Source organism: Chlorogloeopsis fritschii PCC 6912 (assembly GCF_000317285.1).
Taxonomy (GTDB): Bacteria; Cyanobacteriota; Cyanobacteriia; order Cyanobacteriales; family Nostocaceae; genus Chlorogloeopsis; species Chlorogloeopsis fritschii.
In genome coordinates this window covers 143,887-160,740 of record NZ_AJLN01000050.1, presented here as the reverse complement: position 1 = coordinate 160,740, position 16,854 = coordinate 143,887, and the positions used below count along the sequence as shown (strand labels likewise).

At 38.5% G+C, this 16,854-nt stretch carries 15 protein-coding genes; 7 read left to right on the top strand and 8 right to left on the bottom strand.

Annotated features, from left to right (window positions below; all coding sequences use genetic code 11):
• Positions 1-7 precede the first annotated feature (7 nt).
• The 6 genes from UYC_RS0107335 to UYC_RS0107310 all read right to left on the bottom strand — a co-directional run bounded on the left by UYC_RS0107335 (position 8) and on the right by UYC_RS0107310 (position 6,974).
• Positions 8-1,219, bottom strand: a complete 1,212-nt coding sequence (locus UYC_RS0107335; protein ID WP_016873805.1) for a glycosyltransferase family 4 protein — start codon at positions 1,217-1,219, stop codon at positions 8-10.
• Positions 1,216-3,471: an ABC transporter ATP-binding protein gene (locus tag UYC_RS0107330; RefSeq protein WP_016873806.1), complete on the bottom strand. Its 2,256-nt coding sequence runs from the start codon at positions 3,469-3,471 to the stop codon at positions 1,216-1,218. Before UYC_RS0107330 ends, UYC_RS0107335 begins: the two co-directional genes overlap by 4 nt.
• A gap of 191 nt (positions 3,472-3,662) precedes the next feature.
• The gene (locus tag UYC_RS0107325) at positions 3,663-4,838 is read right to left on the bottom strand and encodes a glycosyltransferase family 4 protein (RefSeq protein ID WP_016873807.1); all 1,176 of its coding nucleotides are present in this window, start codon (positions 4,836-4,838) and stop codon (positions 3,663-3,665) included.
• A gap of 10 nt (positions 4,839-4,848) precedes the next feature.
• Positions 4,849-5,697, bottom strand: coding sequence for a glycosyltransferase (locus UYC_RS0107320; RefSeq protein WP_016873808.1), 849 nt, complete (start codon positions 5,695-5,697; stop codon positions 4,849-4,851).
• 21 nt (positions 5,698-5,718) lie between these two features.
• Positions 5,719-6,567: an alpha-1,2-fucosyltransferase gene (locus UYC_RS0107315; RefSeq protein ID WP_235181604.1), complete on the bottom strand. Its 849-nt coding sequence runs from the start codon at positions 6,565-6,567 to the stop codon at positions 5,719-5,721.
• Between the two features lie 149 nt (positions 6,568-6,716).
• Positions 6,717-6,974, bottom strand: a complete 258-nt coding sequence (locus tag UYC_RS0107310) for a hypothetical protein (RefSeq protein WP_016873810.1) — start codon at positions 6,972-6,974, stop codon at positions 6,717-6,719.
• Positions 6,975-7,294: 320 nt separating this feature from the next.
• Here UYC_RS0107310 and gloB point away from each other — a divergent pair, with 320 nt between their 5' ends.
• The 3 genes from gloB (at position 7,295) to dnaB (ending at position 10,267) form a co-directional block, all read left to right on the top strand.
• Positions 7,295-8,068: a hydroxyacylglutathione hydrolase gene (gene gloB, locus UYC_RS0107305; RefSeq protein WP_016873811.1), complete on the top strand. Its 774-nt coding sequence runs from the start codon at positions 7,295-7,297 to the stop codon at positions 8,066-8,068.
• 200 nt (positions 8,069-8,268) lie between these two features.
• Entirely contained in the window at positions 8,269-8,727 is a 459-nt protein-coding gene (gene rplI, locus UYC_RS0107300) for a 50S ribosomal protein L9 (RefSeq protein WP_016873812.1), read from the top strand.
• A 184-nt stretch (positions 8,728-8,911) separates the two neighbouring features.
• Positions 8,912-10,267, top strand: a complete 1,356-nt coding sequence (gene dnaB / locus UYC_RS0107295; RefSeq protein ID WP_016873813.1) for a replicative DNA helicase — start codon at positions 8,912-8,914, stop codon at positions 10,265-10,267.
• Between the two features lie 61 nt (positions 10,268-10,328).
• On the opposite strand, the gene UYC_RS0107290 is transcribed toward dnaB, so the two are convergent.
• The gene (locus UYC_RS0107290) at positions 10,329-10,859 is read right to left on the bottom strand and encodes an FKBP-type peptidyl-prolyl cis-trans isomerase (protein WP_016873814.1); all 531 of its coding nucleotides are present in this window, start codon (positions 10,857-10,859) and stop codon (positions 10,329-10,331) included.
• A gap of 266 nt (positions 10,860-11,125) precedes the next feature.
• Positions 11,126-11,449: a phasin family protein gene (locus tag UYC_RS0107285; RefSeq protein ID WP_016873815.1), complete on the bottom strand. Its 324-nt coding sequence runs from the start codon at positions 11,447-11,449 to the stop codon at positions 11,126-11,128.
• Between the two features lie 504 nt (positions 11,450-11,953).
• Between UYC_RS0107285 and UYC_RS0107280 the strand changes: the two genes are divergently transcribed.
• The 4 genes from UYC_RS0107280 to deoC all read left to right on the top strand — a co-directional run bounded on the left by UYC_RS0107280 (position 11,954) and on the right by deoC (position 16,777).
• On the top strand, positions 11,954-13,414 hold the full coding sequence (locus UYC_RS0107280; protein WP_016873816.1) for a YcjF family protein: 1,461 nt from the start codon (positions 11,954-11,956) through the stop codon (positions 13,412-13,414).
• Between the two features lie 120 nt (positions 13,415-13,534).
• A complete protein-coding gene (locus UYC_RS0107275; protein WP_016873817.1) occupies positions 13,535-14,194 on the top strand; it encodes an alpha-ketoglutarate-dependent dioxygenase AlkB family protein in 660 nt (219 codons plus the stop codon).
• 552 nt (positions 14,195-14,746) lie between these two features.
• A complete protein-coding gene (locus UYC_RS0107270) occupies positions 14,747-15,901 on the top strand; it encodes a DNA cytosine methyltransferase (protein WP_016873818.1) in 1,155 nt (384 codons plus the stop codon).
• Positions 15,902-16,096: 195 nt separating this feature from the next.
• Entirely contained in the window at positions 16,097-16,777 is a 681-nt protein-coding gene (gene deoC, locus UYC_RS0107265; RefSeq protein ID WP_016873819.1) for a deoxyribose-phosphate aldolase, read from the top strand.
• Positions 16,778-16,854 lie beyond the last annotated feature (77 nt).

Here is a 16,854-nt window from a genome sequence, read left to right as displayed (position 1 = left end):
TTATAGATTAAATAACAAGTTGAGGGTGAAAAGACTCATCAACATAGCTGAGAATTTTTGCTGCTCTATTTTCCCAAGAAAACTGTTTGACAAATTCAATACTGTTAGCATAACCTTCGATTTTGTGGGGATGAGTTTCTAAAACTTGCCTCACGGATTCGGCAAATTTACTGGGGTGATTAGGTTCACACCAAGCAGCGATCGCCTGAGTATTTTTAAACTCTATTAAAGAGGGGATTTCTGTAGCCACAATTGGAGTGCCAGAGGCAAAGTAATCGAATAATTTCAAGGGAGATGTAAAAGTTGCTGCCTCTCCCAAACAATGAGGATGAGCTAAAATATCAGCTGCTTGGAGCAGAGATGGTAAATCTTCATGTAAGATGTAGCCGAGAAATGTAATGTTGCTAACTTGCTTTTCTTGAGCTAACTGTTGATAGTTTTTTACCTCTGTTTCATTACCGCCTGCACAGACAAATTGAATATTTGGCATTTCCCAAGCCACATCAATTAGAACATCAATACCTTTAAACTTTCGTAGCGCCCCTGCATAGACGACTAGTTTGTCTCTCCCATATTTGAGTAGTTTTTGACGCCATGCCGCTGCTTTTTCTGGTTGTCTTTCCATAAATAAACGATTGTAACCATTATGGAGTTTAATTACTTTTTCTGGTGGCATTCCATGTTGAATCATGGTGTCGCGAATGGTATCGGCAACTGTGACAGCAATTTGAAATAGCGGATGTTTAACTATTTCTTGTTCAAATGGCTTCTGTTCGTGGTGATGATGTTCGTAAATGGCTGGTACGCCATTTTTAATAGCAGCTTTGATAAAATTCCAGTTGCGACTATGAACAAGTTTAGTAGTAGGAAGTATATAAAACGGAAAATAATATTTTGTGGCGATAGTATTTGAATTAGTAAATTTATTAGGAAAATAATTAATAGGCCAAGGCATTGGTAGAGGAGAAACTTTTAGCTTGTCATGGAGGTTATAATATTTAATGAGTGTTTCTGGTAATTTATGAGGATAAAAAGGACGAGCTAAATTAATTGGATTAAGTGCTTTAAATCCTTTGTAAGGATATACCAAAACTGTTGAATAACCTAAGTTTGCGGCTGCATTAGCTGCATTTGTAGATTGTACTAAATGGGCTTCTGGCTTTGGTAAATCTTCTTGGATAAAAAAAATGTAGTGCTTTTTAAATTTAGTATATTTCATAATTTTAAATATTTAATTTTATCTTCAAAATTTTCTAGACTATTGAGTAAATGTATGGCAGATTTAAAAGCACTTTGAATAAATTGATTTTCTTGCTCAAGGCTTTCTGTATAATTGTCAGAAATTAAACGCATTAAATTTACTATTTCATTGGTGTCTGTACGAAATTCACTCGATATACTGCTATAACTTGGATAATTAACAGTAGCATCGGAATCTAGCTCTCCCGTAAGAGAGGGCTGCCATTTAATTTGCAAGTTAACGATGTCTTCAAAAATATCAAGAATATTAATAATACCTAAAGCAGATTTATAAGCATCTGTAATTAATTCCTGCCGTTCTTGGGGATTATCTTTAAAGTTATCAATTAATAATAGTAGGAAGCCAATCATTGAGTTTAGCCGCGTACGAATTTCGTGAGAAATACGAATTAAACTTTGCTGGCGTTTGCTGGCTGTTTCTTCTTGTTCACCAAATTGGATTGAGTACAAACGCGAGTAATAACCACCTTTTTGTAAAAGTTCCTCATGGGTTCCTACCTCTACCACACTTCCTTGATCTAATACGGCTATTCGATCGGCTTTTTGTACTGTGGAGAGACGGTGGGCAATGACTAAGGTAGTGCGATCGCGACTTAAATCGTCAATCGCTGCTTGCACTAAACGTTCAGAAACGGTATCCAATGCGCTGGTAGCTTCATCGAGAATAAGTATTTCTGGATCTTGTAGCAGTGCCCGCGCTATTGCCAGACGCTGTCTTTGCCCCCCAGATAACATAACGCCGCGATCGCCTATTAGAGTATCAAATCCTTGCGGTAACTTGCTGATAAACTCGTAAGCATTTGCTCTTTTGGCTGCGGTAATTATTTCATCTTGGCTAGCATCTGGTTTTCCATAAGCAATGTTATTCCGCACCGAATCATTGAAAAGAAAGGTATCTTGACTGACAATTCCCATTGCTTTGCGCACAGATGTCAGAGTAAATTCGCGTAGATCGATGCCGTCAATGGTAATCGAACCAGAAATCGGATCGTAAAATCTGGGTAAGAGATCTGCTATTGTCGATTTACCTGCACCAGAGCTACCTACTAAAGCTAAAGTCGTTCCCCGTGGCAAATATAAATCCACATCCTTGAGTACCAACTTTTCCCGCTCTGGATAGGCAAAAGATATATTGTTGAAATGGATACCTTGATTTAATTGGGTATAAGGGATATTACCCTCATTCATCCGAGGTTTATTATCCCAGCATAAAAAATCAACAACTAACTCCATGCTGGTAGATGTATTGGCAAAGTTATTACGAAGAGTATTTAACTGAGAAATTAGGGGTAGTAATCTTAGTAAAAGTAATAAATACGTTAAGAGTACAGTTGATAGCGAAGCAATTTGCTCTTTAAAAAATGTGCGACTTAAAAAGACAATCAACAGTAAAGCAGTAATTCCCATTACTTCACTGATTGGTGCGATCGCCTCTGAATTCATTTGTGATTGGAAATCTGCTTTTTCGCGATCGCGAATCAGCTGCTTAATCTTTAGGAATTCTTTCTCTTCATTAGCTGTTGCCTTTACCAGCCTAATTCCACTCAGAATCTCTAATACAGCGATTGAATATGCTTTTGACATTTCGCTGAGTTGTTTGCCAAATCTTCGAGAACGCCCAATCGCATATTGATTAACTAAAGTTACAAAAAATAGCAAAACCGTCGTCGCTATTGTCAACTGCCAGGAAATAGATAATAGCAAGCCTACAAAAACTAAAATCGTAATTCCTAAAATAATTAATTTTACACTATTGCCAATAGTACTGGCAGCACGTCCTATTTCTCCCCCCAGGCGATTGATTAAATCACCAACTTTCATTTTGGTGTAATAATCTAAATCAACTCTCAGTAACAGTTGTACACCTGTTTCCCGCATATCAGAAGTTAATCGGCGTGTTAAATAACTAGATGACAAAGTACTAGAGTAAATCGCTAAATTTTTTAAAAAAATTATCAGGATAATTGCCCCAGCCATTACCCATAATTGATTATTTTCCGGCAGTTTCTCAAAGGGAGACATAATCGCTTTGAGAATGGAAGGGGCACTGCTAAAATCTACTTCTTGTCCGACAATTTTTAAAATCACTGGCACAATTAAAGCTGTACCAACCCCATTAAATAAAGCTCCAGAAAATCCCAATATTATCGTGAGAAAAATTAAGCCTGGATAGGGTTTAGCAAATCTTAGTAGTAGCTTTTTGGTAAACATTGGGGACAATTATGACAGTTTAGTTATTCTTAAAAATATTCATCTTTGTTAGGCTCCATTCAAAATCAAACTAAAAAATTATCATACTAGTGAGCCGTGATAATATGTATAAATATCTATTCAGCTTGATTATAAAAACCAAGTGAATTACATCTAACTAATCTTTAATTTTCAATACTTTATATGTATGTTCACAACCGAGAAATTACCGACTTTAGGCTAGATGCCATTGCCTCTATGCTATATTTTTCAACACATCTTTCTCTGGCTTTTCTGCCAAGTTCGTTTGCGGCATCTAAATTTTGAAATATTAACTGAATTTGCTCGGCAATTTGTTCGGGAGAACTAGGTTCAACTAAATAGCCACTTTCACCTAAAATATCTGGAATGTCTCCTACCTTTGTTGATAATATCGGTTTAGCCATTGCCATTCCATCTGTGAGCTTGAGAGGAAATTGGGCACGAGTTTCGGGGGTATCTCGCTGTGGAACAACAATGACATCAGCAGCAGCTACCACATCAGGCATGACATCAACAGGATACTTTGGTAATTTGACGATCCACCGCCCCCACTGCTGTTGAAGTTCTTTGTCGTAGTCATCATAGGGACTACCACCCACGATCGCTAGTTTTAAATCAGGCTGATTAATTTTATCTAGCGCTATCAGAACATCTTCTAAACCTTTATATGGTCTTGGCGCACCAGGAAACATTAAAATTCGATATCCAGATAAACCATAGCGATTTTTACTAGCATTACTATCGTATTGAGCAGGATGAAATAATGAGGTATCCTTACCATTAGGGATAAACGTGCCTCCAAAACGCTGCTGTAAAAATTTTGTATTTACCGTCACCGCATCAGCTTTTTTTACCAAATTATCCATCCATTTTAGATACAAAGGATGATTGGGATTTCTCAAAGCACCATCTTGTTTTAATACATCTCTCGCCAACTGTTTGAGTGTAGGACGATAATACCAATTATCGCCACCATGCCAACTCATTTCCCAGTCATCTATATCTACAATTACTGGTCGATGAGTATAGAATCTATTTAAAAGTGCAACTCCAAAACTGGCTGGTTGAGGCTTAATTGCATAAATAATATCTCCTTGAATATGTTTGAATAATTTTCCAACTGATTTAAAAAAATTGGGATAATTTGTACCTTCTACGGCATAGATACCAGTATTTCGAGGAATAGCTTCATATAAGTTTTTACCAAATAAAAAACCCAGAATTTCTGTTTCATGTCCCAGCTTTTTCAAGGCTGTTTGTAGCAAAGAAGCACGAATAAAACCGTCATTGGTTGATAAATTCCAGACAAGCAATGATATTTTTGATTTTTCTTTGTTTTTTACCATACATAATTCATTATTTTTTACGCCAGGGATTAGTAATTTGATTTGGTAAAATCACTTTAGCAAGTTTGTCAATTACTCTGGTATAGATTGAGTTAGTAATATCTTTGGCAGATTGAGGTCTATAAGGGTAAGTACAATGCAGCACTTTAATAGGCTCATCAATTTTTTGATAGCAATCCTTCCATTTATTAAGATAATTATAGGCAGGTGATAATATTTTAATTTTTGGTCTAACGGTAGCGATCGCAGAAGCAAAAGCCCCTTGATCCTTCAACAGCAATTTATCTTGATTGTTTTTAACAATTTCAAAGTAGTATTTAAATTTTTCAAAAAATACTTTAGTTGACTCGGTTTTTTTAAAAGCCATAAAACCACCATTATACTGAATGCTATCTTCTTGTAGTGGTAAACCTACAGATTGTAGAATTGATAGAACATTCGGTAAAGTATCTTCTTGTTTGCCTCGCACTAAATTTGTAGCTTTAACAATTTTAGGTTGTACATCTTCGGTTAATAAAAAATCGTATTTATCTAAAGAATCGAACACATCGTTAATATCAGAAAGTAAGCATATATCGGCATCTAAATAGATTGTTTTCTCAAATTCACTAGACGCTTCATACAAAGCTAGCTTTGCCAAGCGCGATGCTAAAACTGTATTTTCATTTGCAGGAGCAGGTTTGAGAATTACATTTTTGAAAACGGTAAGCAAAGGGTATAAAATCTTGGGAACACGGTCAATTAAAATAATTATTGGTTCTTGATGAAATTTTCTCACCGATGCTAAAAAATGAATGCAATCTTGAAAAGAGTAAAGACCTGTCAATATAGTAATAAATCCTCTGCTTTTTACTGTCATATATTTTTTAATTCTTAATTGCTAATGTGTCCATTCCCAGTAACTCTTACTCCAGTCTTCGTGATAGTGAAAAATACCCTGCCATTCATAAAATTGAACAAAATCTTTAATGTCTATATTTTTGTTGACATCCCTAATCATGTAGAGTGGACGCTCCCCATAAAAAGATGCCCACATAGTATAACTACTAGGAGGGCCAATAATATAATCACATTCAGCTAATGAATACAAATCCTCTATTATATGATTATTGCCAAATACGTAAGATAACTTCTGAAAGTGATGATGTGGTTGTTGTTCATTAGAACAAATCAAAAATGTGACTTTTTGATTGGGAAATAGGGCTTGCGCTGATTCCATCACCTTTACATACTGTTCCACTTCAAAAAAATATCTACTATCTTGATGCTGGCGATAATCTCCATGGCGGATATGAATGCCAATTACAATATCAGTTTCCTGACGAACAACAGATATTAGTTTTGATATGTTAACTTGATATTTTTTTAAAGGTTGGAAATATGTACGAATTGCTTCTTTATGCTTGCGAAGTTTGTCTACTTCAGCTACAAACCAACCATCACGAAATAACCATCCTTGGAAAAAAGTGAGCTTTCCTGGTTGCAATTTTTCTACTAAATTGAAAGTACTCCAATTAAATGGTTTATCCCGCTTAACATCGATAACTCTAAAATATTTGCTATCAACTAAATAACGGTTAACTTTATAGTATAAATTGCGCAGTAGTTTATTACCAAATACAGAAAACTGCGGAGTTGGATAGCAACACAATACATCTCTAGATGTACCTTCAAAAAAAGCAGCGTAATCCTCAAAAGCTGGATTTATAACTATTAAATTATTTTCCAAAGCAAATGCTATAAAATTAGCAAATAGTAACAGCCTATTTCCCAACTGCCCAGATTTTGCAGATATTACCAACATACTTATAACTTACAAAAAGGCTGTAATACTTTGATAAAAAAACTGAGCAATGGTGCGATTTTATCTTCTATGGTTTACCAATCAACTAATTTCAAACGACTCGTTTGCAGATAGTCAAATACACGATTAATTTGGCGACGGCTTTCATCACTCAGTTCACCATTAGCAAGTGCGCTTGATGTCAGCAAAATATGGTCTTTACGACTCATTTTGCCTGACGCAAGAATTCGATTTACAATTTTTTCAACAGCTAACTCTGCTTGGTCTTCGATAGTTTTATACATTAAATTTTGATTATTCATATGTTTCATGATGTATGTAAAAAAAATCATGCAAATATTTGCTCAACTTTTGCTTGAAAGAGAAAGTTATTGTCATAATAAAAATTATGGACATCAACATCCAATAGCAAATTATTGAAGCTGTTTAATGAAAATCTATGAGTAGATTTAAGGTACTCATAACATCATAAATTTATCTTTGTATTTACTTTTACACCCACAGAAGTTTTACGGATAAATTAATACAGTTTTACTGAATAGGACAAACCTTCAGTAAAATTACAGTTATAGGTTAATTTTTTGTAACAATTATGCGAGCTGTAGTCTCAAGAATATAAATCTTTCGTTTTTTGATCAGGGAGGCATAGCAAATGCAAGTATTTCGCCTAGAAGCACTTTCAGACAATTACATTTTTCTGTTGTGCGATCGCCAAAAAAATATTGCTGCCGTTGTCGATCCAGCACAAGCACAGCCAGTCTTAAAAAAACTTCATGAACTAAAGTTAAGCTTAGTAGCAATATTTAACACACATCATCATGCAGATCACGTGGGTGCCAATAAAGAATTGATACAACTGTTTCCGGATGTGAAAGTATACGGTGGAGCAGAGGATCGAGGGAGAATACCGGGACAAAAAGTATTTTTACAAGAAGGCGATCGCGTCGAGTTTGCAGATAGAGTCGCAGAAGTAATCTTTGTACCAGGGCATACCCGCGCTCATATCGCTTACTACTTCCCTCCCCAGAATCCAACAGAAACAGGAGAGCTATTCTGTGGTGATACACTTTTTGCTGGTGGTTGCGGTCGTTTATTTGAAGGTACACCAACGCAAATGGTAGAATCTTTAAGCAAACTTCGTTATCTGCCTGAGAATACACGAGTTTGGTGTGCTCACGAATATACATTAAAAAATTTACAGTTCGCTCTCACAGTAGACGGTGATAACGCCGACTTACAGAAAAGATACGATGAAGTGAAGGCGTATCGCAGCCGAGGAGAAGCGACTGTTCCTTCATTGATAGGAATTGAGAAACGTACAAATCCCTTCTTACGTTGGGAGCAGCCAGCATTACAATCAGCAACTAAGAGTAAAGATCCGGTGCAAACTTTTGCCCGCCTGCGAGGAATGAAAGATAGATTTTAGTCATTAGTCATTAGTCATTAGTTAAGAATTGAATTTTCTTGCAGCTATGGGTTGCGATCGCACCCTATATTTCGCTAGGATCTCTAGGTTGATTGGCTATAAGCAAACGCTCCTGGGGATAAAGCTACACTTGTTGTAAACTATCTTGCTGAACCCCAAGATATTGAGATTTTACAAGCAACAAAGAAAAAAGAAAAACAATGGCGAAACGCGTGCAGTTAGTTTTAACTCAGGATGTCAAAAAGTTGGGTAGATCAGGCGACTTAGTAGAAGTAGCACCCGGCTATGCTCGTAATTATTTACTTCCCAAGAGTATGGCAACTTTTGCTACTCCTGGTATTCTCAAGCAAGTAGAACGCCGCCGGGAGTTAGAGCGCCAGCGGCAACTAGAACTCAAACAACAAGCGCAAGAACAAAAAGCAGCTTTAGAGAAAGCTGGCACCTTCAATATTGCCAAGCAAGCTGGTGAAAAAGAAGCTATATTTGGTACTGTCACCACCCAAGACGTAGCTGATGTGATTCAACAAACCACTGGGATTGAAGTGGATCGGCGCGGCATCACCATACCTGATATTGGTATTTTGGGAACATACGAAGCAGAGATTAAGCTGCATTCAGAAGTAACGGCTAAAGTCAACATTCAAGTCGTTGCCAGCTAAAAATCTAATTTTCTAGAATAGAGAACACAGATAAATCTTGCGTCTGTGTTTTTTCAACTATTAAATTTTTGCAAACAATATCTTTGATGTGTAGAGACGTTGCAGTGCAACGTCTTTATATATTGGAAGTGAAAGTTATGCACTATAGGGGTAATAGTTCATTATCCTAGTCTAAAATTTTTATATGTCTGAAGAACTAAATTTTCAAGGGCTAGGCAGCGATCGCCTACCTCCCCAAAATATTGAAGCAGAAGAAGCAATACTCGGAGGTATATTGCTCGATCCAGAAGCGATCGGTAGAGTCAGCGATCGCCTAGTACCAGAAGCTTTTTACATTAGCGCTCATAAAGATATCTATCAAGCAGCACTGCGTCTCCACAGTCAAAGTAAGCCCACAGACTTGCTTGCGGTGACAAGTTGGTTAAATGACCACGATCTGCTAGCTCGTGTTGGTGGTAGAAATAAACTAGCCTCCCTTGTAGACAGAACAGTTTCAGCAGTTAACATCGACGCTTTGGCAACGCTGGTGATGGAAAAATACCTGCGGCGTCAGTTAATCAAAACTGGGAATGAAATTGTTCAGCTCGGCTACCAAACAGAAGACGAGTTACCACAAATCCTCGATCAGGCAGAACAGAAAGTTTTTGCGATCGCCCAAGAGCGCCCCCAGTCAGGTTTAGTTCACATTGCTGACACCTTAGTAAATACTTTCCAAGACATAGAGACACGCCATCAAGGTGTAGCTTTACCGGGTATCCCTTGTGGATTTTACGATTTAGATGCGATGACAAGTGGCTTCCAGCCTTCAGATTTAATTATTGTTGCTGGCAGGCCGTCAATGGGAAAAACTGCATTCTGCCTAAACCTAGCTTATAATGTTGCCGCTTTATATAAATTACCAGTTGCGATTTTTAGTTTGGAAATGTCCAAAGAACAATTGGTACAGCGTTTATTAGCAAGCGAAGCAGAAATTGAATCTGGTTATTTGCGCAGTGGACGTATTAGTCAATCTCAGTGGGAACCTTTAAGTCGTGCGATTGGTATGCTCTCAGAAATGCCAATTTTTATTGACGATACACCGAATATTACAGTTACAGAAATGCGGAGTCAAGCACGACGCTTGCAAGCAGAAGTAGGAACGAACTTGGGACTCATTGTGATTGATTACCTGCAATTAATGGAGGGAGCAGGTGACAACCGCGTGCAAGAATTATCTAGAATTACTCGCAAAATCAAAGGTTTAGCCCGTGAATTATCTGTGCCGGTGATTGCTTTATCTCAGTTGAGTAGAGGTGTGGAAGCACGTACTAACAAGCGTCCAATGTTATCTGATTTGAGAGAGTCGGGTTCGATTGAACAAGATGCGGATTTAGTAATTATGCTCTACAGGGACGAATATTATAATCCTGATACTCCTGAAAGAGGTATTGCAGAAATCGTCATTGCTAAACATCGTAATGGCCCAACCGGAACTGTTAAACTCTTATTCGATCCCCAATTTACGAAGTTTAAAAATTTAGCTAAACCAAGTAATTATTAATGCTAATAGTTAATAGCTAATGGCTAATTGCTTTTTTCTATTAGCCATTAGCTATTAGCTATTAGCTAACCTTCAACAACTCCACATCAAAAATCAGCGTCGCGTTGGGGGGAATCACACCACCAGCACCACGAGAGCCGTAACCTAACTCTGGGGGGATGATTAACTGACGACGCCCGCCTACTTTCATAGTACTAAGTCCCTCATCCCAGCCTTTGATCACTTGCCCAACGCCCACTTTAAAGTCGAAGGGACGATTGCGATCGCGTGAACTATCAAACTTAGTACCATCTTCTAAAGTACCAGTGTAGTGAACCGTAATCTTCTGCCCTGGCTTAGGTGTCGCCCCAGTTCCCTCAACTAAATCGATATACTTCAACCCAGAGGGGGTAGTCACGACATTTTCATCTGATGCGAACATGGCAATATTTGTAATGAGAGTTTTGTTTTCAGTTGTAGCAGTGGGGGCTTGTGTCGTTTCGGTAATCTGGGCAGCGATCGCAGATTCTTGTTTGCCACCGCCAACTTGCGCTAACACCAAAACCACAACACAAACCAGCATGAAACCCACGCTGAGTAAAATCGCTTTCAAAATCAGTCCTCCCTACTTAGGTTGTCTAGATATATATAGGATGACCTGTAGGACAAAAATTAGTTTAAATCAGAAAGCGTATCCTGATGGAAAATTTGAATTTTAGATTTTAGATTCTAAGTAGCATTGATGAACTGCGTACACCAGAACGGATGAAAAACTTTCTTCCCTACCAATGGATACGCCGCTAGCTAACGCAACGCCTTATGGCAACACGTCTACTGCCTCCTGCCATTTGCCATCTGCCTTCGACTGATTATAAATTGTTAGCGCCAAAGCTTATTTTCTAAATCACGCACTTGACGCTCCAACCTGTCAATTCTACCCCGCAGTTCGTCAACCTCCGACTGGCGTGCAACCCCTAAATCTTGCAGCATATTTCGCATCTGCCGTTGCATATTGCCTTCCCAGTTGCCCTGTTCCGATTTTAGCTGCTTTACCATATCATCCATCACTGCTTTGGCTTGCTCAGGATCGAGCTTGCCATCTTTCACCATCTGCTCGCTTGCTTCTCGTAGTTTGTCTGCCACCATAGAAGTTGTACCAATACCGAGCATCAATAACTGCTGCATCCAGTTGTTACTGTCCATACTGCATTCCTATCACTTAATCTATAAACCAGACGAACCTGATTTTGAAATCTAAGGCAATACACCAATACTGAAAGGATGATTACTCTAGATTACAGCTCTATTCTGACAGACGTATACAGGAAATAATAAGGTGTAATTATCGAACTTGAGGATGGAGGTAGAAGGCAGATGGCAGAGGGCAGCGCGTTGCGGAGGTTCCCTCCGTTGTAGCGACTGCGGAGAGGCAGAGGGCAGATGGAAAAATCCTCTTGCTGAATGTATTTCTAAGGTTAGTAGTTTAAGTTTAATTATGTCTACCTACTTACTTTCAGTTGTATGTCTTTTGTTTTTTACTAACTTTGTAGTAATAACCGTCCATAATTAGGCTTGCGATCGCAAGTCCTCTAGTAAGGCAAAGCAAATTTATATAAAGAAAGTTATGCTGTATCGCTTGTATAAGCCACTAAAAGCAAGCTTTTGATCTATTCTAAAGTAGAAATAATCCAAAAAGCGCGGTGAGTCATGGTTGTGAAGTTGCAACGACCGATCTTAGTGGGAGGACTGGGACTAACATTTACTCTCTGGATGTTACAAAGTTTGCATCATTCTATGGTGCAGCTAGGTGAATTTAGTGTGATGAGTTTGTTGCTAGTTGGTGGCGGTTTGTGGTTATTAAAGCAAAATCGCCCTAAAAGCGGTTCGCAAATGCTAGAAATGCCTGTAGATCGGGCAACAGTTGAAAATGCGATCGCTAAAGCCGAAGTTGTGGTGAGCCAACTAACAAGCGAAGCAGAAAATCACCAAGCTTTAGTAACATTGCGAGAAAGAATACCCCAGCTGTACTTGGAGTTAGACAGAGAAGATATTCTTGTAGCTGTTACTGGCGGCAAGTCAGTAGGTAAAACCACTTTGATTCAGGTTTTAGAGTCTAACTGGCATCCACAGATCCGGCAAACAGTCAGCTTGCAAGAGACACCGCCTTTGTTTGCACAAGCCGAAGAAAACTCAGATGCTGCTGCACTAGCACAAGCAAAGACAGCTGACTTTGTCTTGTTCCTGACAAACGGCGATTTGACAGATACAGAATTTCAAGCCATACAGCAGCTAAAAGCAGAATATCAGCAATTAATGCTGGTTTTCAACAAAAAAGACCAATATTTGCCAGATGAACGCGCTAATGTCTTGCTGTCATTAAAACAGCGGATGCTGGGAAACGTAGTGGCAACTGCTGTTTCTCCCCTGCCTGTCAAAGTTCGCAAGCATGGTGAAGATGGTTCGGTGCAAGAATGGATGGAACAACCAGCACCAGACATCCAGCAGTTAACACAGCAGTTAGGTGAGACTTTGGCACAGCAAGGGCAGCAACTGGTGTGGGCAACTGTGATGAGAAAGACACTGTCGCTCAAAGCCGAGGCGAAAAATTACTTGAATGAAATCAGACGCGATCGCGCCAACCCAGTGATTGAACAATATCAGTGGATAGCTGCTGCTGCTGCCTTCGCCAACCCAGTACCAGCACTAGATATTTTGGCAACTGCGGCAATCAACGCCCAGATGGTAATGGATTTGGGGAATATTTACCAGCAGAAATTTTCCATAGAACAGGCGAAAACCGTAGCTGGCGAAATGGGAGGTTTAATGCTCAAGCTGGGTTTAGTTGAACTTTCTAGTAAGGCGATCGGTACAGTTCTCAAGAGTCACGCTATCACCTTTGTTGCTGGTGGTGCAGTGCAGGGTGTAAGTGCAGCTTATCTGACGCGCTTGGCTGGACTTAGCTTAGTAGAATATTTCCAACAGCAGGAAGTAACTGTAAATTCTACCACTGGATTTAATGTGGAGAAATTGGGGCAAACTCTACAAAAGGTATTTCAACAGAACCAGCAGATTTCATTCCTGCAAGGCTTTGTCAAGCAAGGCGTGAAGCGTTTGTTGCCAGAAGTTGCTGAGGGTGAACTTATTGGTGCAGAGAAGGCGGTGGGATAACGAAAAATTTGTTAATGATATTTGGTATATAGATGTAGCAGATGGGTAATCTTTTTCCACAGATAACTTATTTGCTACATCTATTAACTGAGTATCATTTGTATGAAAAATAGCTAGGCTATGAATGCAATTCAGGGAAACTTACTCTCTGGGTTTGACTCTGTGATAGATGAGTCACTAAAGAGTGATGAGAAAGAAGTTCTATCTATGTCAGACGCTGATGTGATTTTCTATCGCAATTTTTTCAATCAGCAAGAGAGCGATGAGCTTTTTCAAACCTTATTTAACGAAATCAAATGGCGACAAGATAGGATGAAAATTTATGGTAAGGAAGTAAACTTACCGAGAAAAACTGCTTGGTATGGAGATAGAGACAAGTCATACACATTCTCAGGTATTCATCTTCAACCAGAGCCTTGGACACCTACATTACTACAAGTAAAAGAGAAAGTAGAGGAAATAGCAAAATTTAGGTTTAATAGCGTCTTGCTAAATCTTTACCGAGATGGAAATGATGGAATTTCCTGGCATACTGATGCTGAAGCAGAATTAGGTAAAAATCCTGTAATTGGTTCTGTTAGCTTTGGTGGAACAAGAAGGTTTATGTTTAGACATAAAGACAATAAAGACTTGAAAGCAGAAATTGAGTTAACACATGGCAGCTTCCTGCTTATGGCTGGCACAACACAGCATTTTTGGCAGCATCAAATTCCAAAAACATCAAAGAAAGTTCAACCAAGAATTAATTTAACTTTCAGGGTTATTGCTCATTCCCTTTAATAACATTTAAATACTATACTTCTTGCAAAAATCAGGATTTAGGTTAATTACAACCACATATGCACACAGATGGATACCGATAAAATCTGTGTTCATCGGTGTTCATCTGTGGTTGATTTATTTGAAAATAAAATGATACCAATTCTGTATGAAAATGCGCTAACGCACAAGAAATAAAAACAAACCACAAAGAACACATAGACGCGAAGCGGCTACTTTCAGAAGCCACTACCTACGGAAGCCGCTCTGCGTCTACGTGTCTACCCGCAGGGTAGAACGCAAAGAGAAGAGGTATAGAGAGAATTTGGCTTTCAATTTGATGGACTAACACATTGCGACTCCAGCCATGTTGTATGGCTTGTTGTGCGTACCAAAGCGTTCATCTGGTAACTTCAGCTAAAGTCGTCATAACCAAGAATATCAGAGGCACGAGCTTTTGATAGATTGCTTTTATCGTTTTTTGGCATCATGCAACTACAAGCAGCGGAAAAAGGCGCTAATATACATTAGTTTAAAACACACAATTCTGCTTGCCGCTTGTCGAATTTAACAATGAGCGATCGCCCCAGTATTTTCTCCTTTTTTGCTGGTTCGGGATTTCTAGATTTAGGCTTTGAAACCAGTGGTTTTAATATTGTTTATGTGAATGAAATTTCTTCCTCATTTATGGAAGCATACCGCTATTGTCGAGCTAATTTAAATCTACCGTTACCAGCATACGGATACCATTTCGGAGAAGAAGCAGATGTTACTAAACTCACTGAAAAATTACAAGCAATCTACTTACAAGAATTAGTACAAGACTGCCGCCAATTTAATAATATTATTGGATTTATTGGCGGGCCTCCCTGCCCTGACTTTTCAATTGGTGGTAAAAATAGAGGATACTTGGGAGATAATGGCAAACTATCAAATGCTTACATTGAATTAATTTGTCAACAACAACCAGATTTCTTTTTATTTGAGAATGTTAAAGGTTTGTGGAAGACAAAAAAACATCAATTGTTTTTTGAAGCAAAAAAACGGCAGTTAATTCAAGCTGGTTATTTATTAACAGAGCGTTTAATTAATGCTATTGAGTACGGCGTGCCTCAAGATAGAGATAGAATTATCTTATTGGGATTCAAAATATCTTTAATTAAAGATTTAGGGATAAAAATATTAAATTATAATCAATTTACTAGAGAAATTTTCCCTTGGGAAAAATACGTATTATTTAACAAAGAAAAAGTATTTACTTATCCTTGGAGTAAAAGTTCACCTTTTCAAGAAGATTCTATTTTGCCTTGCCCTCAAGATATTCCTGTGGAGCTAACCGTTGAATACTGGTTTAGAAAAAATGATGTGCTCCACCACCCCAATGCCAAACACTATTTTCAACCAAGGGCAGGTATTACAAAATTCGGTAGCATTGATGAAGGAGATGATTCCAGAAAATCCTACAAACGTCTGCACAGATGGCGTTACTCTCCTACCGCTTGCTATGGCAATAACGAAGTACATTTACATCCCTACAAAGCACGACGAATTTCTGTAGCTGAAGCCTTAGCAATACAATCTTTACCTGCAAAATTCGTTTTTCCAGAGAATATGTCACTAACTAATATGTTTAAAACCATCGGTAATGGTGTGCCTTATTTAGCATCTAAAGGATTAGCCCACACTATCTTGGATTTTCTAGTAGGTAGTAAGAGAAAAAAGTTATAATTAATACTTGAATCCTAGAAGATGTCTAGGCAAAATACATAATGGTAACAATGTTGGTATGGATAGCAATTACAACTAAAACTAAGCAAATCAGACAACTTTCAGGAAAAATCTTAAATATATAGTGGAGTTATTTATTAAAATAGTCTTAAGTTTATATAAAGATAAATAATCAATCACTATATAGAAGAAGCAATGGCAGCAGATTATCCAGATATTGATATTGCGCCATATATAGATCACTCCTTACTGATTCCAACAGCTACAACCGAGCAGGTGGAACAATGGTGTGAACAAGCAGATAGATTTCACTTTGCGGCGGTTTGCGTGTATCCTGCTCACGTGCGCTTTGCAGCGGAATACCTCTACGGTAAAAAGCCAAAAGTCTGTACGGTGATTGGCTTTCCTACTGGAGCCACAACTTCAGCAGTGAAATTGTATGAAGCTCAAGAAGCAGTGGAAAATGGCGCTACTGAGTTGGATGTGGTAATTAATTTGGGTTGGTTAAAAGCTGGTAAAACTGATGAGGTGCACAGGGAAATCGCAGAAATTTGTGAAGAAACTGGGCAAACAGTAAAGGTAATTTTAGAAACCAACCTACTGACGGATGCTGAGAAACGACTGGCTGCGGAAATATGTATGGATGCAGGGGCAGCTTTTCTCAAAACTAGTACAGGTTGGAATGGGGGTGCAACAGTGGCAGATGTGCGACTTTTGAAGGAAGTTGCTAAAGAAGCGGTGGGAATTAAAGCATCAGGTGGTATTCGCAGTATTGACCAAGCTCTTGACTTAATTTTGGCGGGTGCCACACGATTAGGCACATCTCGTGGTGTCGATTTGTTGCGACAGCGCGATACGCTGGAGAAAAGAGAGTAGTCATTTGTGATTTGTCACTTGTCCTTTGTCCTCTGTAAGGACTAACGATCAATGACTAATGACTAATGACCAATGAC